Here is a 16,428-nt window from a genome sequence, read left to right on the forward strand (position 1 = left end):
TGTCGTCATCCTGAATTTATTTCGGGATCTTCTGACTGATTATCAAATAAGTTCAGCATGACGATATCTCAGGGACTAATTCCAAACCGGCTTTAGCCAACAATCCAAAACTTATTTTATTAATCAGCCAATAGCTAATTCGCTTTGCGTGAATTGCTATCAGCTAAACAACAAAAAACATGAAATCTTTAAAAATGATAGCCTTATTGGCTTTTACTATGATTGGAACGGGAGCATTCGCCCAAACTAAAACTGAAAAAATTAAAGTATTAGGTAACTGTGGCATGTGCAAAAAACGTATTGAAACTGGTTTGAAAACAGCTGGCGTTAGCAGTGCTACTTGGGATAAAGACAGTAAGTTTTTAACGGTAAGCTACGATAGTTCGAAACTTAACAACGAAGACATTCAGCAAAAAATTGCCGATTTAGGTCACGATACACCAAAAGCAAAAGCAAAAAATGAAGTGTATGATAAACTACCTAGCTGCTGTAAATACGACAGGACTGGGAAGACTACTAAAGCTCATTAATTGATACCAACATCGCGAGACACGGAGCAAGGCTACAGCTAGTTGACTTGCTGTGTGCGCTTGTGATGAAATGATGTTTAAAGGAAAAGAAAAGGTTAACTAAATGGTACATCAAATTATTGATTGGTCAATGCGTAACCGATTTATAGTGTTGCTTTTGGCTGCAACGCTGTTTGTTTGGGGCATTTTTGCAGTGAAGAAAAACCCGATAGATGCTATTCCAGATCTGTCGGAGAACCAAGTAATTGTATTTACGGAATGGATGGGTAGGTCGCCACAACTGATGGAAGATCAAGTAACTTATCCATTGGTTACCAACTTGCAGGGCATACCTAAAATTAAATATGTTCGTGGCTCGTCCATGTTTGGGATGAGTTTTATTTATGTGATTTTTGAAGATGATGTAGATATCTACTGGGCAAGAGAACGTGTTACGGAGCGTATTAGTACAATTTCGAAATCCTTACCTGAAGGAGTTACGCCCCAATTGGGGCCTGATGGAACTGGGGTAGGACACGTACTTTGGTATACCTTGGATGCGCCAAACATGGATTTGGGTGAACAACGTGCTATACAGGATTGGTACGTGAAATTCGCTTTGCAAAATGTACCCGGCGTAAGTGAAATTGCTTCGTTTGGTGGTTTCCAAAAGCAATATCAAATTGCAATAGACCCAAATAAGTTACTCTTTTACAAGCTGACGGTGCCTCAAGTGATTGCTGCGGTGCGGAGCAACAATAATGAAGCTGGTGGACGGAAGTTCGAAATGAGTGGCATGGGTTATATCATTAAAACCTCGGGTTACCTTAAATCCATGGAGGAAATTGCCAATATTCCCATTAAGAATCAAGGTAGTACGCCTATTCGTATTTCGGATGTGGCTGCTGTACAAATGACCGGTGAAAGTAGGCTAGGTATTTTTGACCAAAATGGCGAAGGCGAACGTGTGGGTGGTATCGTGGTAATGCGCTATGGCGAAAATGCCGCTGAAGTGATAGATAAGGTCAAGAAGAAAATGGATGAAGTTGCCAAAGGTTTACCTAAGGGAGTAAAATTTGATATTGTTTATGATCGTGGGGAGCTGATTAAAGAGTCGGTGAGTTCCATTAAGAATACATTAATAGAAGAGATGATCGTGGTTTCCCTGATCGTGTTTGTTTTCTTGTTCCACTGGCGTAGTGCGCTCAGCATCATCATTCAAATCCCTATTACCATAGCCGCCAGTTTTATTTTGCTCAATGCTTTTGGAATCAGTTCAAATATCATGTCGCTTACAGGTATTGCCTTGGCTATCGGTGTAATTGTAGATAATGGAATTATCATGAGCGAAAATGCATATAAACATTTGGCGGAGCGTTACGAAGAGATTGTTGGCAAGTAGAGCCGCATGATCGCGGAGACGCACAATTGTGCGTCTGTACAAAAACAAGAGGCAAGGTAGAGACGCACAATTGTGCGTCTTTACGAAAACAATCGATCAGTTACAGCCGCACAATTATGCGGCTCTACAAAAGCAATCGACCATTAAAAAATCATATAACCTAAATGAAAAATTGGTTAAAAAATAAATTTCGCAAAGAACCTAGTTGGATCAGCGAAGAAGAACGTCTGGCAATTATCACCAAATCGAGCAAGCAGGTTTCGAGAGGGGTGTTTTTTGCTACCGTTATCATTATCACATCTTTTTTGCCGGTATTTATGCTTACCGGTCAAGAAGGCAAGTTGTTTCATCCGTTAGCCTATACTAAAACATTCATCATGATAGTAGATGCCTTACTGGTGATTACGCTGGCGCCGGTGCTCATTTCGTTTTTTATGAAAGGGAAGTTTAAGCCCGATAGCGCCAACCCTGTGAACCGTTTTTTGGAAAGGATTTACGAGCCTATCATTGAAAAAGTACTGAATTGGCGTAAAACGACCATTGCTATCAATGTAATTGCCCTACTAATTACTATTCCGCTACTTAAAAATTTGGGTACGGAGTTTATTCCGCCGTTGGATGAGCAAAGCATTTTATTTATGCCAGTAACGCTGCCAGATGTTTCAAACGCTGAGGCGAAACGGATTTTGCAGGTGCAAGATAAAATCATCAAATCTGTACCAGAGGTAGATAAAGTGCTAGGGAAAGCCGGTAGGGCTAGTACGGCTACGGATAATTCGCCAATTAGCATGATTGAAACCATTATTACGCTGAAGCCCAAAAGTGAATGGCGTGATGGGGTGACCAAAAAAGATATCATTACCGAACTTGATGCTAAACTGCAAATTCCGGGGGTAGTAAATGGATGGACACAGCCAATCATTAACCGCATCAATATGCTGGCCACGGGTATTCGAACTGACGTGGGTATAAAAGTTTTTGGACAAAATTTGGATACCATCGCTGCAGTTTCTGAGAAAGTAAAAGCTGCATTGGAAGGTACTGCTGGTGTGAGTGATTTATTTGTAGAACCCATTACAGGTGGTAAATATTTAGCCATCAACATTAAACGCGAAGAATTATCCCGTTACGGATTAAGTGTTGACGAGGTGAATCAAGTGGTGGAAACTGCTTTAGGTGGCGCTAATGTGGCTAATACCATTGAGGGCCGACAACGCTTTTCGATCAGTGTGCGTTTGGCGCAGCAATATCGCAATAGCGTTTCGCAAATTGAGCGAATTCCACTTCAGTCGCCAAGTTTTGGGGAAATTCCTTTGTCGGCAGTGGCCGATGTAAAGTTTGAGGATGGACCGCCGATGATCAGTTCGGACAATGCTATTTTACGCGGAGCAGTAATGTTCAACGTACGCGACAGGGATTTAGGCAGCACCGTTAAAGAAGCAATGGAACAACTGAATAAGCAAGATGGTATTTTGCCAGAAGGTTACTTTTTAGAGTGGAGCGGTCAGTATGAAAACCTAATTAGGGGGCAGCAAACTTTAATGTGGATTGCTCCGGTGGTGCTCATCATCATTTTCTTTTCACTTTACTTCGCATTTCGGTCGGTTAGAGAAGCATTTTTAAGTTTGATTACCGTTCCTTTTGCGCTGATTGGCGGTGCTTACATGATTTATTTTTGGGGTGTAAACCTATCGGTAGGGGTGGCAGTGGGCTTTATTGCTTTGTTTGGTATCGCCGTTGAAACTGGAATTGTAATGGTGATTTATTTGAACGACGCCATGCAGCAGCTCATCAAACTTAAAGGCAATTCAAGCGAAACCATTACCAAAGAAGATTTACATACCTACGTGATCCACGGTGCGGCCAAACGCTTGCGACCAAAATTAATGACCGTTTGCGTTTCCTTATTCGGTTTGGTGCCAGTGCTTTGGGCAACAGGAGTTGGGGTTGATGTGATGCAGCCTATTGTATTGCCAATGATCGGCGGTGTGCTTACTTCTTCCACGCATATCCTGTTGGTTACGCCGCTCATCTTTTTAATGTCTAAAGAATACGAATTGAAAAAATATGGAAAATTGGAGGTGCATGATGTACAACATTAGCCCGTTAAGCATCTCTTCCCAAGAGGGAGATAGCCTCTATGTGCGTCATTCCTGCATAGCTGGGAACCACGAAGTGCTCAATAAAGTTAATCGTAAAACGACTGATAGGAAAGCAGTTAAGCATTTTATAACACTACTTCTTGCATTGTTTTTTTTACCGTTCCTCGCTAATGCCCAAACCCAAGTGCTGCATTTGGACACGATATTGAAGCGCATAGATCAAAATAATTTGTTGCTTAAATCTTATGGTTTGAAAGCCGAAAGTTACCAATACACTGCAAAAGCGGCTACCGCTTGGATGGCGCCGATGGTTGGCGTAGGCACTTTTATGACGCCATACCCGGGTCAAATGGTGATGGATGAGCGGGACAAGGGATCGTTGATGTTTCAAATTGAACAGGATATTCCCAACTACGGCAAGTTGAATGCTCAAAAAAAATACATCGAGTCAAAAGCAAAAGTGGAACGAGCCAGCAGGGAAGTTACTTTGAATGATTTTAAAACACAAGCTAAAAAGTTGTACTACAGTTGGTTGGTTGCACAGCAAAAACTGCTAGTGTTGCAAAAAAGCACGCAGATCATGCAAACGATGAAGAAGATTGAAGAAATCAGATATCCATTTAACCAATCGAAACTAGGTAGTGTTTATCAAACCACGGCCAAGTTGGAAGAAACAGAAAACATGAAGCGCATGCAGGAGGGGGAAATTGGAAAAGCGAAAGCTTGGTTAAATAGTTTGATGAACAGAGCTGGAAATATAGATTTTGTAATTGATACGACTACAGTGCCACAATTTACGCCTGCCAGTAATTTGGATACGGCGAGTTTGGCAACTGCTAGAAAAGACATTGAACAAATGAACTATAACATCCAATCTATGCAATTGAACATCGACGCAATGAAAAAACAGCGCAATCCTGATTTCAGAATTCGTTTTGACCACATGTCGCCATTGAGTAGCGGCATGCCAAGGGCTTTTAGCGTAATGGGAATGGTGAGTATTCCTATCGCTCCTTGGGCTTCGAAAATGTACAAATCCGAAGTAAAGGGTATGCAATACGAAATTGATGCCATGCAAATGCAAAAAGCTGCAATGTTGCAAGAATCACAAGGTATGTTGTACGGCATGCAATACCAAATCCAAACCATGCAAGCGCAAATCAACAACATGGAAAAGAAAATCATTCCTACGCTACAAAAAACATTGGATGTTAACGTGTTGAATTACCGCGAAAATAAGATGCAGTTGCCAGAAGTGATTGCATCTTGGGAGGCGCTAACCATGATGCAAAACAATGTGCTAGACGAGAAATTGAAACTTTATTTAATGATTGCCGATTATGAAAAGGAATTATACAGGTAGTAACGTGCTTGGCTATCATTCCAGCGTAAGCAGGAATCGTAACGTGCTACATTTGATAAGGCAAAAAGTATTATTGCTATCAATTGCATTCTTAATTGTTTCTTGTCAAAGTAAGCCTAAGAAAGACCATCACGATATTGGTAAAATAAAAATAGATGATAGCCTTAGAGCCTTGATAGCGCCGTCCAATGAGCAGGCAATAGGGCAAGTGCAGGCGGTAACAGCAACTTACGAGTCGAAAATTTTTACCGTTGAAGCGCAAGGGATGATCAATTACGATACCCGAAGTAAAGTTAATGTGGCTAGTCGCGTTGCTGGCCGTTTGGAGCGACTGTATGTAAAGTACAATTATCAGCCCATCAAAAAAGGTCAGTTGCTTTTCGAAATATACGCACCAGATTTGGCGGCTGCCCAACAGGAGTTGATTTACCTATCGCAAAATACTAGCGATACGCAATTGATCGCCAAAGCGAAACAACGTTTACTGTTGCTAGGCCTAACTCAGCAAACGGTTGAACAAATTATCCGCAGTAAAAAAGTGAATTATCGTATACCAATTTATAGTCCGGCAGATGGTTACATTTTGGAACAACAGGTAGCCAATGTACCACAAAGCAATGAAGTAACTACGAGCAACAGCGGGGACGGTGGCATGTCGGGTATGGGTGCGTCAAGTGCTGAAACTACAAGTGCGAGTACCACAACTCAGGTTCAAAACACAGCGTTACTTTTACGGGAAGGCCAATACGTTAGTGCTGGTCAAAGTTTGTTCACTATTTACAAGGCTGATCAACTGGTGGCAGAATTTACCTTGAAACCAGATGTAAGCAGGGCGATAAAAAAAGGAACAAAGTTGGCATTTTACAAAACCGCTAACAAAGAAGCTACATTTCAAACAGCTGCTATAGGATTAATAGAGCCGGTTGTAAAATCGGGTGAAAACTTTGCATTGGCAAGAGTTTACATAGAGAAAAGTGCATGGAGGGTTGGTGATGTTTTGACTGCAAAAATTCCCGTTTTAGTATCGCAAAGCTATTGGCTGCCGGCATCAGCGGTAGTGAATGTTGGTGCTGAAAGTATGGTATTTAGGAAAGAGAATGGTGTTTTTGTAGCAGTGCCGATAAACACAGGAGTTAAAGTTGCTGGCTTGGTGCAAATACAGCAAAGTATTGACGGCTGGCAGGTTGCCAAAGAAGCAGCTTACTTGGTAGATAGCGAAAGCTTTATCAGCACTAAAACTAAACAATAACATTGGTTAAACTCAGCAGGAAAAAATGGAAAAGATAGCGAGATCATCATCAATGCAAGTGATAAAAATAAAATACATCAGTTTAATTTTTGGCTTTTTTGCCCTAATAATGGGTTGTACTGCAGATCAAAAAAGTGGCCAGAAAGCAATAGAAAAAAAGCAGCAAACGTACACTTGCCCAATGCATCCACAGGTAATCAAACATGAAATGGGCACCTGTCCAATTTGTGCGATGGATTTAGTACCCTTTGAAAAAAATAGCAATGATAAAAGCATCAAGCTTGATGCACAACGCCAATTACTTGCGAACATTAGCACCGCAAAAATTGGTGAAAGTGGAAGTTTGACAAACATTGCTAATGAAAGTGTGCTGAATGGTCGTTTAGTGCTTGATCCGCAACAGAGCAACTACATTTCTGCAAAAGTGAGTGGTAGAATTGAGGAGTTGTACGTAAGGGAAACAGGAGTGAAGATATCCAAAGGACAGCCTTTGTACCGTTTATATTCAGAGCAATTAGCTACGCTGCAGCAAGAGTATTTAATGGCATTGGCGCAACAAAAGCAATTTGCTGGAGATAAGCTGGAACAACAGTTGGTAGCTTCTGCTAAACAAAAATTGTTGCTTTACGGTCAAACCGAAAATCAGCTGAAGCAGTTGAGCAAAACACAACAGAAAAATCCCCTAGTTACCGTGTTCGCAAACCAGAGCGGCACTGTAGCAGAGCTGAACGTTACGCAAGGTCAATACGTTGCCGAAGGTAGCCCCGTAATGAGGTTAGAGGGTTACCAACGTTTGTGGGTAGAGGCTGATGCTTATCCTAAAGAGTTAGAAAATATCAAACCAAATCAGCAGCTGAAAGTAGTAGTTAGCGGTTGGGAAAATGAACCGCAGTTGATGAAGGTGAAGTTCATTAATCCATCATTACAAACTGGCACGCAGCTTACCCAAATTCGTGGCAGCATTGCAAATCCAAATGCTAGGTGGCAGCCTGGTTTACAGGTTAAAGTGATGTTGTTAACTGGTAATTCAAAGCAAACTGGCATCAATTTACCTCTTGATGCAGTGATACAAGATGGCAAAGGCAAACATGTTTGGCTAAAAACTGGTAAAGACAGCTTTGAACCTGTAACTGTGGTTACTGGTAAAGCCAATGCTAATAGTATCAATATCACATCGGGTATTGCCACAGGCGATGAAGTTGTAGTTACAGGTGCTTATCTACTTTACAGCGAGTACGTGTTGAAACGAGGGAAGCATCCGCTTGGTTAATCTATCTCAAATAATAAATTAATTCTCTTTCAGTGTTTTAAAATTAAAAATTAATATCAAATCAGATGAAAAGATATCAGGTTTTAGGTTTGTTGCTACTCGTATTTGCGGCATGTACCAATCAAAAAGTTGAAGATAAAAAAGAAGTTGTTGCAGTTAAAAAGCAGGTAGCACTTCAGTCAAATGAAGTGTTGGTTAAAAATGATCACTTGAATGCCGCTTACCAACAATATCTTTTACTGAGCGATGCTTTGGTGAATTCGGACATGGCCACAGCCAAAGAGGCTAGCATGGCTTTGGAACTTGGAGCAAAAGCATTAAATGGAGGAGCTTTGTTGGCTAAGTTATCCGCTAAAATTACAGCCAGTACCGATTTAGAAATTCAGCGTAGTTTGTTTGCTCAGTTAAGTAATGAAATGATTGCAAAAATGAAGCAAACGGGATTAAAATCGGGTGAGGTTTATGTGGAATTTTGTCCTATGGCTTTGAACGATAAAGGTGCATTTTGGTTGAGCAATCAAAAGCAAATTAAAAATCCATATTACGGCGAAAGCATGTTGGACTGTGGTGAAGTGAAAGAAACTTTGAAGTAGCAATAAGATAGGGTTATTTGCTGCTTCAAAGTTAAATCACTCATTTAATTTTAGCGTAATGAATTTCGGTGCCGTCTACAGCTATCGGTACGTTGTTGAAAATGATCAGTTTATTTCCGCTTACCTTAACGTATTGCTTAAAATCATCGGCTTTGCCATTAAAAACAATTCGTGGATCGCCATCCCATGATTTTTCAGTTGTGATTTCGTAGGTGCCATGGTCAACAATTTTTCCATCTAATTCACTTTCAAATTTGTCGTTGGTAAATCTTAGGATTAAGTTCAAATTTGTAACAGTAGGTTGTAAACCTCCAATAGTAGTCACATGCTGCCAAGTACCCACAATACCGTTTTGTGTGTTTTCTTTTTTACAAGATAGGCTTATTAATAAGGTCAAAACCAGCGCTAGCGTCGTAAGTCGTCTTTTCATAGTCGTTCTTTTATATGCTATACGTAACATCAAAATAAAACGCTACAAATTTAGATTAACCAAACGGTCGTTTACCTCACTTGAAACTTCTCCCTATACTGCGTAGGCGTCATCCCTACACTTTTTTTAAACAGTTTTCGGAAGGCTTTAGGGTCATTATAGCCAGAGTTGTAAATTATTTCATTCATTTGCTGGTTGGTTTTTTCCAGCAATTTTTTAGCGGCTTCGATACGTGTTTGCTGTAAATATTCAATGGGAGTAATACCCGTTATTTGCTTAAAACGACGTACAATATTCCTTCTACTCGAAGGGATATCCTTAATGAGCTCTTCAATTGTTGCAGCATCTTGATAATTTTGCTCAATTTTCTGTTGGGCAATGGCTACAAGTTCATCGGCATGATCTTTAGAAGGTTGAAAGGTACTGAAATAAGATTGGTTGTCCCTGTCCATATCTATCGCAAAAACTTTGGCAATTCTAATAGCCATTTCTTTACCACAGTATTCATGTACCAAATGCAACAATAAATGAAATGAAGAAGTAGCGCCACCGCTGGTGTACAATCGGTCATCCTGTGTTACTGTTTTATCAGATCTTAATTTTACTAAAGGAAAGGCATTTGCAAATCCGCTACTGGCATCCACATGTGTAGTAGCTATTTTGCCGTTAAGCAAGCCTGTAGCGCCAAGTAAGAATGCACCGGTACAAAAACTTCCTAAGCAGGCTCCTTTTTGATATTGTTTTATTAAATGAGGGATGTTCTCGTAGTTTGCGGTTAAAGTTGCCCGCATATCGTCAGAGGTAAAAGCCGGGATAAAAACCATGTCCATTAAAGGTGCGTCTTTGAATTTGGTTAATGGATACCCTAAAGCTTGCTGATTTGAACCCTCCGCATCGACTCCATCTAGTAAAATCAATTCAAATACTGGTGATTTGTGTTCTGCGATGTAGAATTTATTTACGGTTTCAAAAACCTCAAGTATGGCAGCAACGCTCAATAACTTATAATCTTTACTTAAAAGAAGCCCTATTTTTTTCATCGTTTATTTGTTGGTTCATCTAAAATACAAAATTGTCTCAAATGCCCCCTAATTTTGCCTTTAATACCTATCGATATCGCCCAAAATTGAAACTAACTTAGTAATATTAAATAGCTAGATATGGAAATTAAACCAGTAAGCAACCGAATGTTCGGTTTTTTGGTGCTGTACGATATGCACACCACATTTTATCACAATGTATTGGATGGGATCAACGATGTTGATGCTACAAAACGATTGGAAACAAAGGCAAATCACATAGCTTGGTTAGCAGGAAGTTTATTGCAGGAAAGGTTTGAATTAGCCAATCTGCTAGGTATTTCAATGAATGCTAGCAGCAACGAACTGTTCAAAAATCATCAAGGCATTAAAGAGGGCATGCAGTATCCGGAGTTAGCGACCTATGAAAAGGAGTGGGATAGCATTTCGCCGTTACTAAGGGAGAAGTTAATGACGGTGACTGACGAAGAATTGGATAAAGTGATCCATTTTGAAGTGGAACAGATGAGTTTCCCCTTATTTGAAATGTTAAGTTTCAACACTTACAGAGAAGCAAATTGCATTGGTCAAATTGCACTTTGGCGCCGATTGCTTGGCTACGAAGCAATGAAATACATGTAAACTATGGAAAATAATCACACAATTGCTACGGAACTAGCAACAGCATTTACTGAGTTGGAAAAATCAGTACAACGGTTTAATCCTACACAGTTTAACACTAAGCCTGCGGATAAAAGTTGGTCGGCGGCTATGGTAGTACAGCACTTAATTTTAGCGGGTAAGGGGATTGATCAAGTGCTGTTAGGCAATACCAAACCAACAGTTGGCGCAGCCGACCAAAAGGTGGAAACAATTAGAAACATCCTTCTGGATTTTAACGCTAAATACAATTCCCCACCATTTATTGAGCCGAAAGATCAGCATTACGAACAGGAAGAACAATTGCAGCAACTACAGCAAATTGTTGATGCGATATTGCCAATTTTGCCCAATTTGGATTTAAGTGAAACCTGTCTTGAATTTGAATTTCCAGGGCTGGGTCAAGTTACTCGATTGGAACTTGTCAGCTTTTTGATTTTCCATACGCAACGCCATACGCATCAGCTTCATCATATGTTTAATGCGGTAGCTACATCAGTTTGAATTAATAAAATAGGGCTATGAGAAAAGTAATTGCAGCATTTAATATGACACTCGACGGTGTTTGCGACCACACCACTGGGGTTCCAAGCGAAGATTTACATCAACACTATGCCGAATTATTGGACAATACTGGAGTTATCTTATATGGACGGACAACCTATGAACTGATGCAGTTTTGGAAATCAGTATTGGAAAATCCTTCGGGTAAAAAGTCGATGGACGAATTTGCAATTTCAATAGATAGAATTCCTAAACTCGTTTTCTCACACAAATTAAAAGATACAAACTGGAACACAGCAGAACTGTCAGATAAACCACTACATGAAAAAGTTTTGGAACTCAAAAAGCAATCGGGAAAGGATATTTCTGTAGGGAGTCGAAGTTTGATTATTCAACTATTAAATAGCAATCTTATTGACGAATTTCAAATTTGTGTTCACCCCATCATCGAAGGGAAGGGATTAAGATTGTTCGACGAAATCAAAGACAAGATTATGCTGAAACTAATCAAGACAAAAACACTAACATCCGGTTCAATAGTATTTTATTATGAACCGATACGAGCGTGAACAACAATCGATACGACAGGTTTCTGCTGAAGTATAGTGCTGGTTGATAGTTTGTGCTCAGAAACCGGCTCAAACGAAAAGCCCTGAAATGTTAACGTGTTGGCAACATCAGCGTAATTTAGTTGCCTAAAAGTAGTCTAAGCTTAAAAGCGCTATGGATAAATATCATCACTATAAATTAACCACCAGTTGGATTGGAAACAAGGGTTCGGGAACAAGTAATTACAAGGCTTACGATAGAAGTTACCATATTATCATCGACGGTAAACAAACTATTGAAGGTTCATCTGACCCAGCGTTTAGAGGAGATCCGGGCAAACATAATCCAGAGGAAATGTTGCTCAGTGCGCTTTCTTCCTGTCACATGCTTTGGTATTTGCATTTGTGCGCTGAAGCAGGTGTTGTCGTGATAGACTATACAGACGAAGCTACAGGAAAGATGGTGGAAACAGCAAATGGTGGTGGCAAATTTGCGGAAGTAACGTTAAATCCCAAGGTCACTGTAACTGAAGCTGCAATGGTGAATAAAGCCAATGATTTGCACCTGAAGGCTAGCGAACTTTGTTTCATTGCCAATTCAGTAAACTTTCCTATCGGTCACCGTCCCGTTTGCGTAGTGCAAAAATCGAATTGAAAAATATGGAAAACTATAACATAACACTATCATTGAAGGCCACTCCGGCACAAGTTTTTAATGCGTTAACGCAGCAAATTCCGCAATGGTGGACAAAGGCTTACCAAGGTGCTGCCGCTGCACCAAGCGATCAATTTAAGATAAAATTTGGCGAAAACGTGGCGAAAACACTGGAGGTTGTTACCGTGGTAGAGCCGTTCAAAGTAGTTTGGTTAGTCAAGGAAGCGCTTATTGATATTCCTCAGCTTACAAACAAGTCTGAATGGGTAGGTACCACCATTAGCTGGACAATGGACGGTAATGGCGATCGCACGTGGCTAAACCTAGAACATGTTGGCTTGCATAATGCTGTGGAGTGTTTTGATATCTGTACAGCAGGTTGGCTCCAGTTTACAGAAAGCCTCAAGAAATTCATCGAAACTGGCCAAGGAAATCCTTATTAGTTTATTAGTTTATTGGTTCATTAGTTCATTGGTTCATTTGTTCACTTGTTCATTGGTTCAATTGTTCATTAGTTCAATTGTTCATTAGTTCAGTTGTTCATCGGAATTTGATTATTGGGATTTGATTATTGGAATTTGCTCATTAACCATTAATAATTAATCATTAACCATTAAAGCCGCTCCTGTCCCAAAACACCCCTAAAGTTGACGTATTTAGCAATGAATAAAAGTAGCGTCAACCTTTAAATTTGTGCTAACATGTATCAAATCAAAACAATAAACTATGGTAATTAATCCTTATTTAAACTTCAATGGCAATGCCGAAGAAGTTTTTACTTTCTACAAATCTATTTTCGGGGGAGAGTTCCCTTTCGTAATGCGTTTCAACGAGATGCCTAGTGATGCTGCCGATGGTGAAGGTTGTGCCGGCGACGGAATTCCTGAAGCAGATCAAAATGGAATAATGCATATTTCCTTGCCTGTTGGAACTACCATGTTGATGGCTAGCGACGTACCTTCAAACATGCCTCCAGCAACTGCAGGTACAAATGTATCACTATGTATCAGCGTGGACAGTAAGGCTGATGCGGACCGAATTTTTACGGCGTTAGGCAATGGTGGTACGGTAATTATGCCGATGGAAGATCAATTTTGGGGCGATTACTACGGAATGCTGGTGGACAAATATCAAATTCACTGGATGATTAGTTTCAACGCAGCACAAGACGGCAAAAACGGAAAATAACCTGGTAATTTGATCTACTTAAAGCTTACACAAACGTAAGCATTAAGTAGCTCTTTTTTAACACTTAAACATCACTCCACCATAAAAAATAGAAAATGGCAAAGCAGATATTTGTAAATATTCCCGTAACCGATTTAGACAAGGCCATTGCTTTTTATAAGCATTTAGGTTTTTCTTTTAACCAGCAATTTACTAACGAAAAAGCAACGTGTATGGTTATTTCGGAGAATATCATGGTGATGCTGCTAAGCAACGAATTTTTTCAAACTTTTACGCCAAAGCCCATAGCTAATACTAAAACAAGCACATCAGTAATCATTTGTATTTCTGCCGATAGTCGGGAAGAAGTAGATCGTTATGTAGCCTTAGCTATTGAGGCAGGTGGTAGAGCTGATGTTCCAAAACAAGATTTAGGTTGGATGTACGGGCATGGTTTCGAGGATTTGGACGGCCATATGTGGGAACTCAGCTACATGGATATATCTGCCGTTCCGCAATAATACAACCGCAATTTGCCCTTGTAGCGAATTGCAGGTTTTAAACGTATATGATTAATTAGCCGATGCATTCATGCTTATATTTAAAACCAATGTCGACTCACCTTTCGAAGCTGCCAAGATAATAAATCACTTAGGGCAATCTCTGTCCATTCCTATAGATGCTAATTTTGATTTGGAAGATTGCGACCGTATCCTACGTGTGCATTCCACTTCACCATTAGAACAGTTGGCGGGAAAAGTAGAAGAGCTTGTAAATTCGGCTGGTTTTAATGCTGAAATATTGCGAGATGAAGTGTTCGAAGATAAAATTCCAAAGCGACAACAGAAGCTTAGTTTGCAATTGCTTTGCTCCATCATTTAAAGATTATCATAATTTATAAAACCTTTTTAGCGTTTAATCCTTAACTTTAAAACAAAGAATTTGTAAGCTATGTTAAGGAAATCCACATTTTTAGTACTTCTCTTATTGGGTTCAATCCAATTATTTGCACAGAAAAAAGACGATATTTTAGGTAAATGGGTTAACCCGTCAGGTGAAGGTCAGATAGAAATCTATAAAAAAGGCGATAAATATTTCGGGAAATTAGCTTGGATTAAAGAGCCTAATAACGCTAATGGCAAGCCTAAAACAGACGAGAAAAATCCAAACGAAAGCCTTAGAAATAAACCGATTTTAGGGTTGGAAATCTTGAAAAATTTTGAATTTAATGATGGAAAATGGGAGGATGGAACCATCTATGATCCAAAATCAGGCAAAACTTATAGTTGTAAGATGACCATCAAAGACCAGAATCTGCTCAATATCAGAGGCTATATTGGCGTATCGCTAATTGGTAGAACCGAAGTATGGAAGCGTGTTAAATAAAAGCTATGGCTCGTTTGTTTAAATTAACGTTGGTTTTATTTTTAGTACCACTATTTGTATCTTCTCAACAGTATGTTTTAAAACCAATGGTTGAAGAAGGAGTCAAATCTAGTTTCAGAGGACTTTCCGTAGTGGATAACCAAATTATTTGGGTGAGCGGAAGCAATGGCTACATCGGAAAATCTTTAAATGGTGGTAAAACTTGGCATTGGATGCAGCCAAAAGGATACGAAAAACTCGACTTTAGAGATATTCAAGCATTCAGTTCTGATAAAGCTATCGTGGTAAATGCGGGTTCTCCGGCGTACATCTTATCCACTAATGATGGTGGTAAAACGTGGTCTGAGCATTATAAAAATATCGATAGTGCTATATTTTTGGACGGCATGGATTTTTGGGACGGAAAAACCGGGATGATGTTTGGTGATCCTATCGATAAAAAATTACAACTATTGAAAACCACCGATTCCGGTGCTACTTGGCAAAATATTTCCGAGCGTTTGAGCTTTCCAATGCAAATTGGTGAAGCTGGTTTTGCGGCTAGCGGCACTACTATAAAAACTTTTGGGAATGGTAAGGTGTGGGTCGCTACTGGAGGTGCCGAGTCAAATATTTATTACTCTTCCAATTATGGTAACACTTGGAAAAAGTTTAAGTGTCCTATTCAGCAGGGAGAGAGCAGTACTGGAATATTTTCCATAGATTTTTTTGATTACAAAAAAGGCTTAGCGGTAGGTGGAAATTATTTAAAAGATACTGAAGCGGGCAATAATGTGCTTTACACAAAAAATGGTGGTAAGAAATGGAAAAAACCTCGTCGAGGCGTAGCGGGCTATCGTTCAGGTGTGGTTTACGTTACCGAATTTTTCTGTGTTGCAACTGGTACTTCGGGTACTGACATCTCCACCGATGGAGGTCGTTCTTGGAGAAACATTTCGCCTTTAGGGTTTAACGCGGTAAAAACTGCTGATCAGCTAGTTATATTGGCTGGCGCAAAGGGGCAGGTATACCGTCTTGAGACAACCCCATGATCTCAATATTCTACAAAATGTAGAAATAAATACACTTATAGGGAATACTTAAATTATATTTGCAATACAGGAGTACTCTAAAATTGAATAAACATCATGGTTGTAGAGATTCCAAAAAGTGGTAAGGTATTTGTATCTCTAAATTAAAGGTTACGTGTATGTCTAGGATATTGATTGCAGAAGATGAAGTATTAATGCTCAAAGCATTAGAATTTAAATTGAAGAAAGACGGCTATCAAGTGGACGTAGCTTCGGATGGTAAACAAGCAATGGAGAAAATTAAGGAACATACATACGACCTAATTTTAACCGATATCATGATGCCTTTTGTTGGGGGTATGGAAATATTAAGCTACGTTAAAAACGATCCTATAAAAAAAATTACCCCAGTTTTGCTGATCTCTGCTGTTGGATTGGAAGATGTAGTGTTGGAAGGATTTAGATTAGGAGCAGAAGATTTCATTTATAAACCTTTCAATCTTAACGAATTATCTGTGAGGATAAGAAGGCATGTGAAGCAAAACAAATTTGTTTAACCTA

Annotated in this window: 20 protein-coding genes; 18 read left to right on the plus strand and 2 right to left on the minus strand. The window is 39.6% G+C overall.

All coding sequences use genetic code 11. The features are described from left to right. The first annotated feature begins 179 nt into the window (after positions 1-179). The 7 genes from ACY2A0_RS14525 (at position 180) to ACY2A0_RS14555 (ending at position 8,488) form a co-directional block, all read left to right on the plus strand. Positions 180-530, plus strand: coding sequence for a heavy-metal-associated domain-containing protein (locus ACY2A0_RS14525; RefSeq protein ID WP_461790191.1), 351 nt, complete (start codon positions 180-182; stop codon positions 528-530). Between the two features lie 103 nt (positions 531-633). After that, positions 634-1,911 (plus strand): efflux RND transporter permease subunit, encoded by a 1,278-nt coding sequence (locus tag ACY2A0_RS14530; protein WP_461790192.1) that lies wholly within the window; start codon positions 634-636, stop codon positions 1,909-1,911. Between the two features lie 164 nt (positions 1,912-2,075). Beyond that, positions 2,076-4,013, plus strand: coding sequence for an efflux RND transporter permease subunit (locus tag ACY2A0_RS14535; protein WP_461790193.1), 1,938 nt, complete (start codon positions 2,076-2,078; stop codon positions 4,011-4,013). Then, positions 3,997-5,376 (plus strand): TolC family protein, encoded by a 1,380-nt coding sequence (locus tag ACY2A0_RS14540; protein WP_461791587.1) that lies wholly within the window; start codon positions 3,997-3,999, stop codon positions 5,374-5,376. The genes ACY2A0_RS14535 and ACY2A0_RS14540 overlap by 17 nt, the downstream gene beginning before the upstream one ends. Beyond that, complete coding sequence (locus tag ACY2A0_RS14545; protein ID WP_461790195.1) at positions 5,354-6,625, plus strand: efflux RND transporter periplasmic adaptor subunit; 1,272 nt, start codon at positions 5,354-5,356, stop codon at positions 6,623-6,625. The genes ACY2A0_RS14540 and ACY2A0_RS14545 overlap by 23 nt, the downstream gene beginning before the upstream one ends. A gap of 25 nt (positions 6,626-6,650) precedes the next feature. Beyond that, complete coding sequence (locus ACY2A0_RS14550) at positions 6,651-7,895, plus strand: efflux RND transporter periplasmic adaptor subunit (RefSeq protein ID WP_461790196.1); 1,245 nt, start codon at positions 6,651-6,653, stop codon at positions 7,893-7,895. A 65-nt stretch (positions 7,896-7,960) separates the two neighbouring features. Then, entirely contained in the window at positions 7,961-8,488 is a 528-nt protein-coding gene (locus ACY2A0_RS14555; protein ID WP_461790197.1) for a DUF3347 domain-containing protein, read from the plus strand. 40 nt (positions 8,489-8,528) lie between these two features. Here the strand turns inward: ACY2A0_RS14555 and ACY2A0_RS14560 are convergent, their stop codons facing one another. After that, complete coding sequence (locus ACY2A0_RS14560; RefSeq protein ID WP_461790198.1) at positions 8,529-8,918, minus strand: hypothetical protein; 390 nt, start codon at positions 8,916-8,918, stop codon at positions 8,529-8,531. 71 nt (positions 8,919-8,989) lie between these two features. After that, on the minus strand, positions 8,990-9,958 hold the full coding sequence (locus tag ACY2A0_RS14565; protein WP_461790199.1) for a GlxA family transcriptional regulator: 969 nt from the start codon (positions 9,956-9,958) through the stop codon (positions 8,990-8,992). A gap of 120 nt (positions 9,959-10,078) precedes the next feature. On the opposite strand from ACY2A0_RS14565, the gene ACY2A0_RS14570 reads away from it, so the two are divergent. The 11 genes from ACY2A0_RS14570 (at position 10,079) to ACY2A0_RS14620 (ending at position 16,424) form a co-directional block, all read left to right on the plus strand. Further along, entirely contained in the window at positions 10,079-10,579 is a 501-nt protein-coding gene (locus ACY2A0_RS14570) for a DinB family protein (protein WP_461790200.1), read from the plus strand. Positions 10,580-10,582: 3 nt separating this feature from the next. After that, on the plus strand, positions 10,583-11,101 hold the full coding sequence (locus ACY2A0_RS14575; RefSeq protein WP_461790201.1) for a DinB family protein: 519 nt from the start codon (positions 10,583-10,585) through the stop codon (positions 11,099-11,101). Positions 11,102-11,118: 17 nt separating this feature from the next. Beyond that, positions 11,119-11,670 (plus strand): dihydrofolate reductase family protein, encoded by a 552-nt coding sequence (locus ACY2A0_RS14580; RefSeq protein ID WP_461790202.1) that lies wholly within the window; start codon positions 11,119-11,121, stop codon positions 11,668-11,670. Positions 11,671-11,824: 154 nt separating this feature from the next. Next, positions 11,825-12,304 carry an OsmC family protein gene (locus tag ACY2A0_RS14585; RefSeq protein ID WP_461790203.1) on the plus strand — a complete coding sequence of 160 codons (480 nt, stop codon included), beginning with the start codon at positions 11,825-11,827 and terminating at the stop codon, positions 12,302-12,304. 5 nt (positions 12,305-12,309) lie between these two features. After that, positions 12,310-12,747, plus strand: coding sequence for an SRPBCC family protein (locus ACY2A0_RS14590; protein WP_461790204.1), 438 nt, complete (start codon positions 12,310-12,312; stop codon positions 12,745-12,747). 283 nt (positions 12,748-13,030) lie between these two features. After that, the gene (locus tag ACY2A0_RS14595) at positions 13,031-13,492 is read left to right on the plus strand and encodes a VOC family protein (RefSeq protein ID WP_461790205.1); all 462 of its coding nucleotides are present in this window, start codon (positions 13,031-13,033) and stop codon (positions 13,490-13,492) included. Between the two features lie 95 nt (positions 13,493-13,587). After that, positions 13,588-13,992 (plus strand): VOC family protein, encoded by a 405-nt coding sequence (locus ACY2A0_RS14600; protein ID WP_461790206.1) that lies wholly within the window; start codon positions 13,588-13,590, stop codon positions 13,990-13,992. Between the two features lie 70 nt (positions 13,993-14,062). After that, complete coding sequence (locus ACY2A0_RS14605; protein ID WP_461790207.1) at positions 14,063-14,353, plus strand: hypothetical protein; 291 nt, start codon at positions 14,063-14,065, stop codon at positions 14,351-14,353. A 69-nt stretch (positions 14,354-14,422) separates the two neighbouring features. Next, positions 14,423-14,857 carry a DUF2147 domain-containing protein gene (locus ACY2A0_RS14610; RefSeq protein ID WP_461790208.1) on the plus strand — a complete coding sequence of 145 codons (435 nt, stop codon included), beginning with the start codon at positions 14,423-14,425 and terminating at the stop codon, positions 14,855-14,857. A gap of 5 nt (positions 14,858-14,862) precedes the next feature. Further along, the gene (locus tag ACY2A0_RS14615; protein ID WP_461790209.1) at positions 14,863-15,888 is read left to right on the plus strand and encodes a WD40/YVTN/BNR-like repeat-containing protein; all 1,026 of its coding nucleotides are present in this window, start codon (positions 14,863-14,865) and stop codon (positions 15,886-15,888) included. A 158-nt stretch (positions 15,889-16,046) separates the two neighbouring features. Further along, positions 16,047-16,424, plus strand: coding sequence for a response regulator transcription factor (locus ACY2A0_RS14620; RefSeq protein ID WP_461790210.1), 378 nt, complete (start codon positions 16,047-16,049; stop codon positions 16,422-16,424). Positions 16,425-16,428 lie beyond the last annotated feature (4 nt).

The organism is Pedobacter sp. (assembly GCF_965249885.1).
In the GTDB taxonomy this organism is placed as follows: Bacteria; Bacteroidota; Bacteroidia; order Sphingobacteriales; family Sphingobacteriaceae; genus Pedobacter.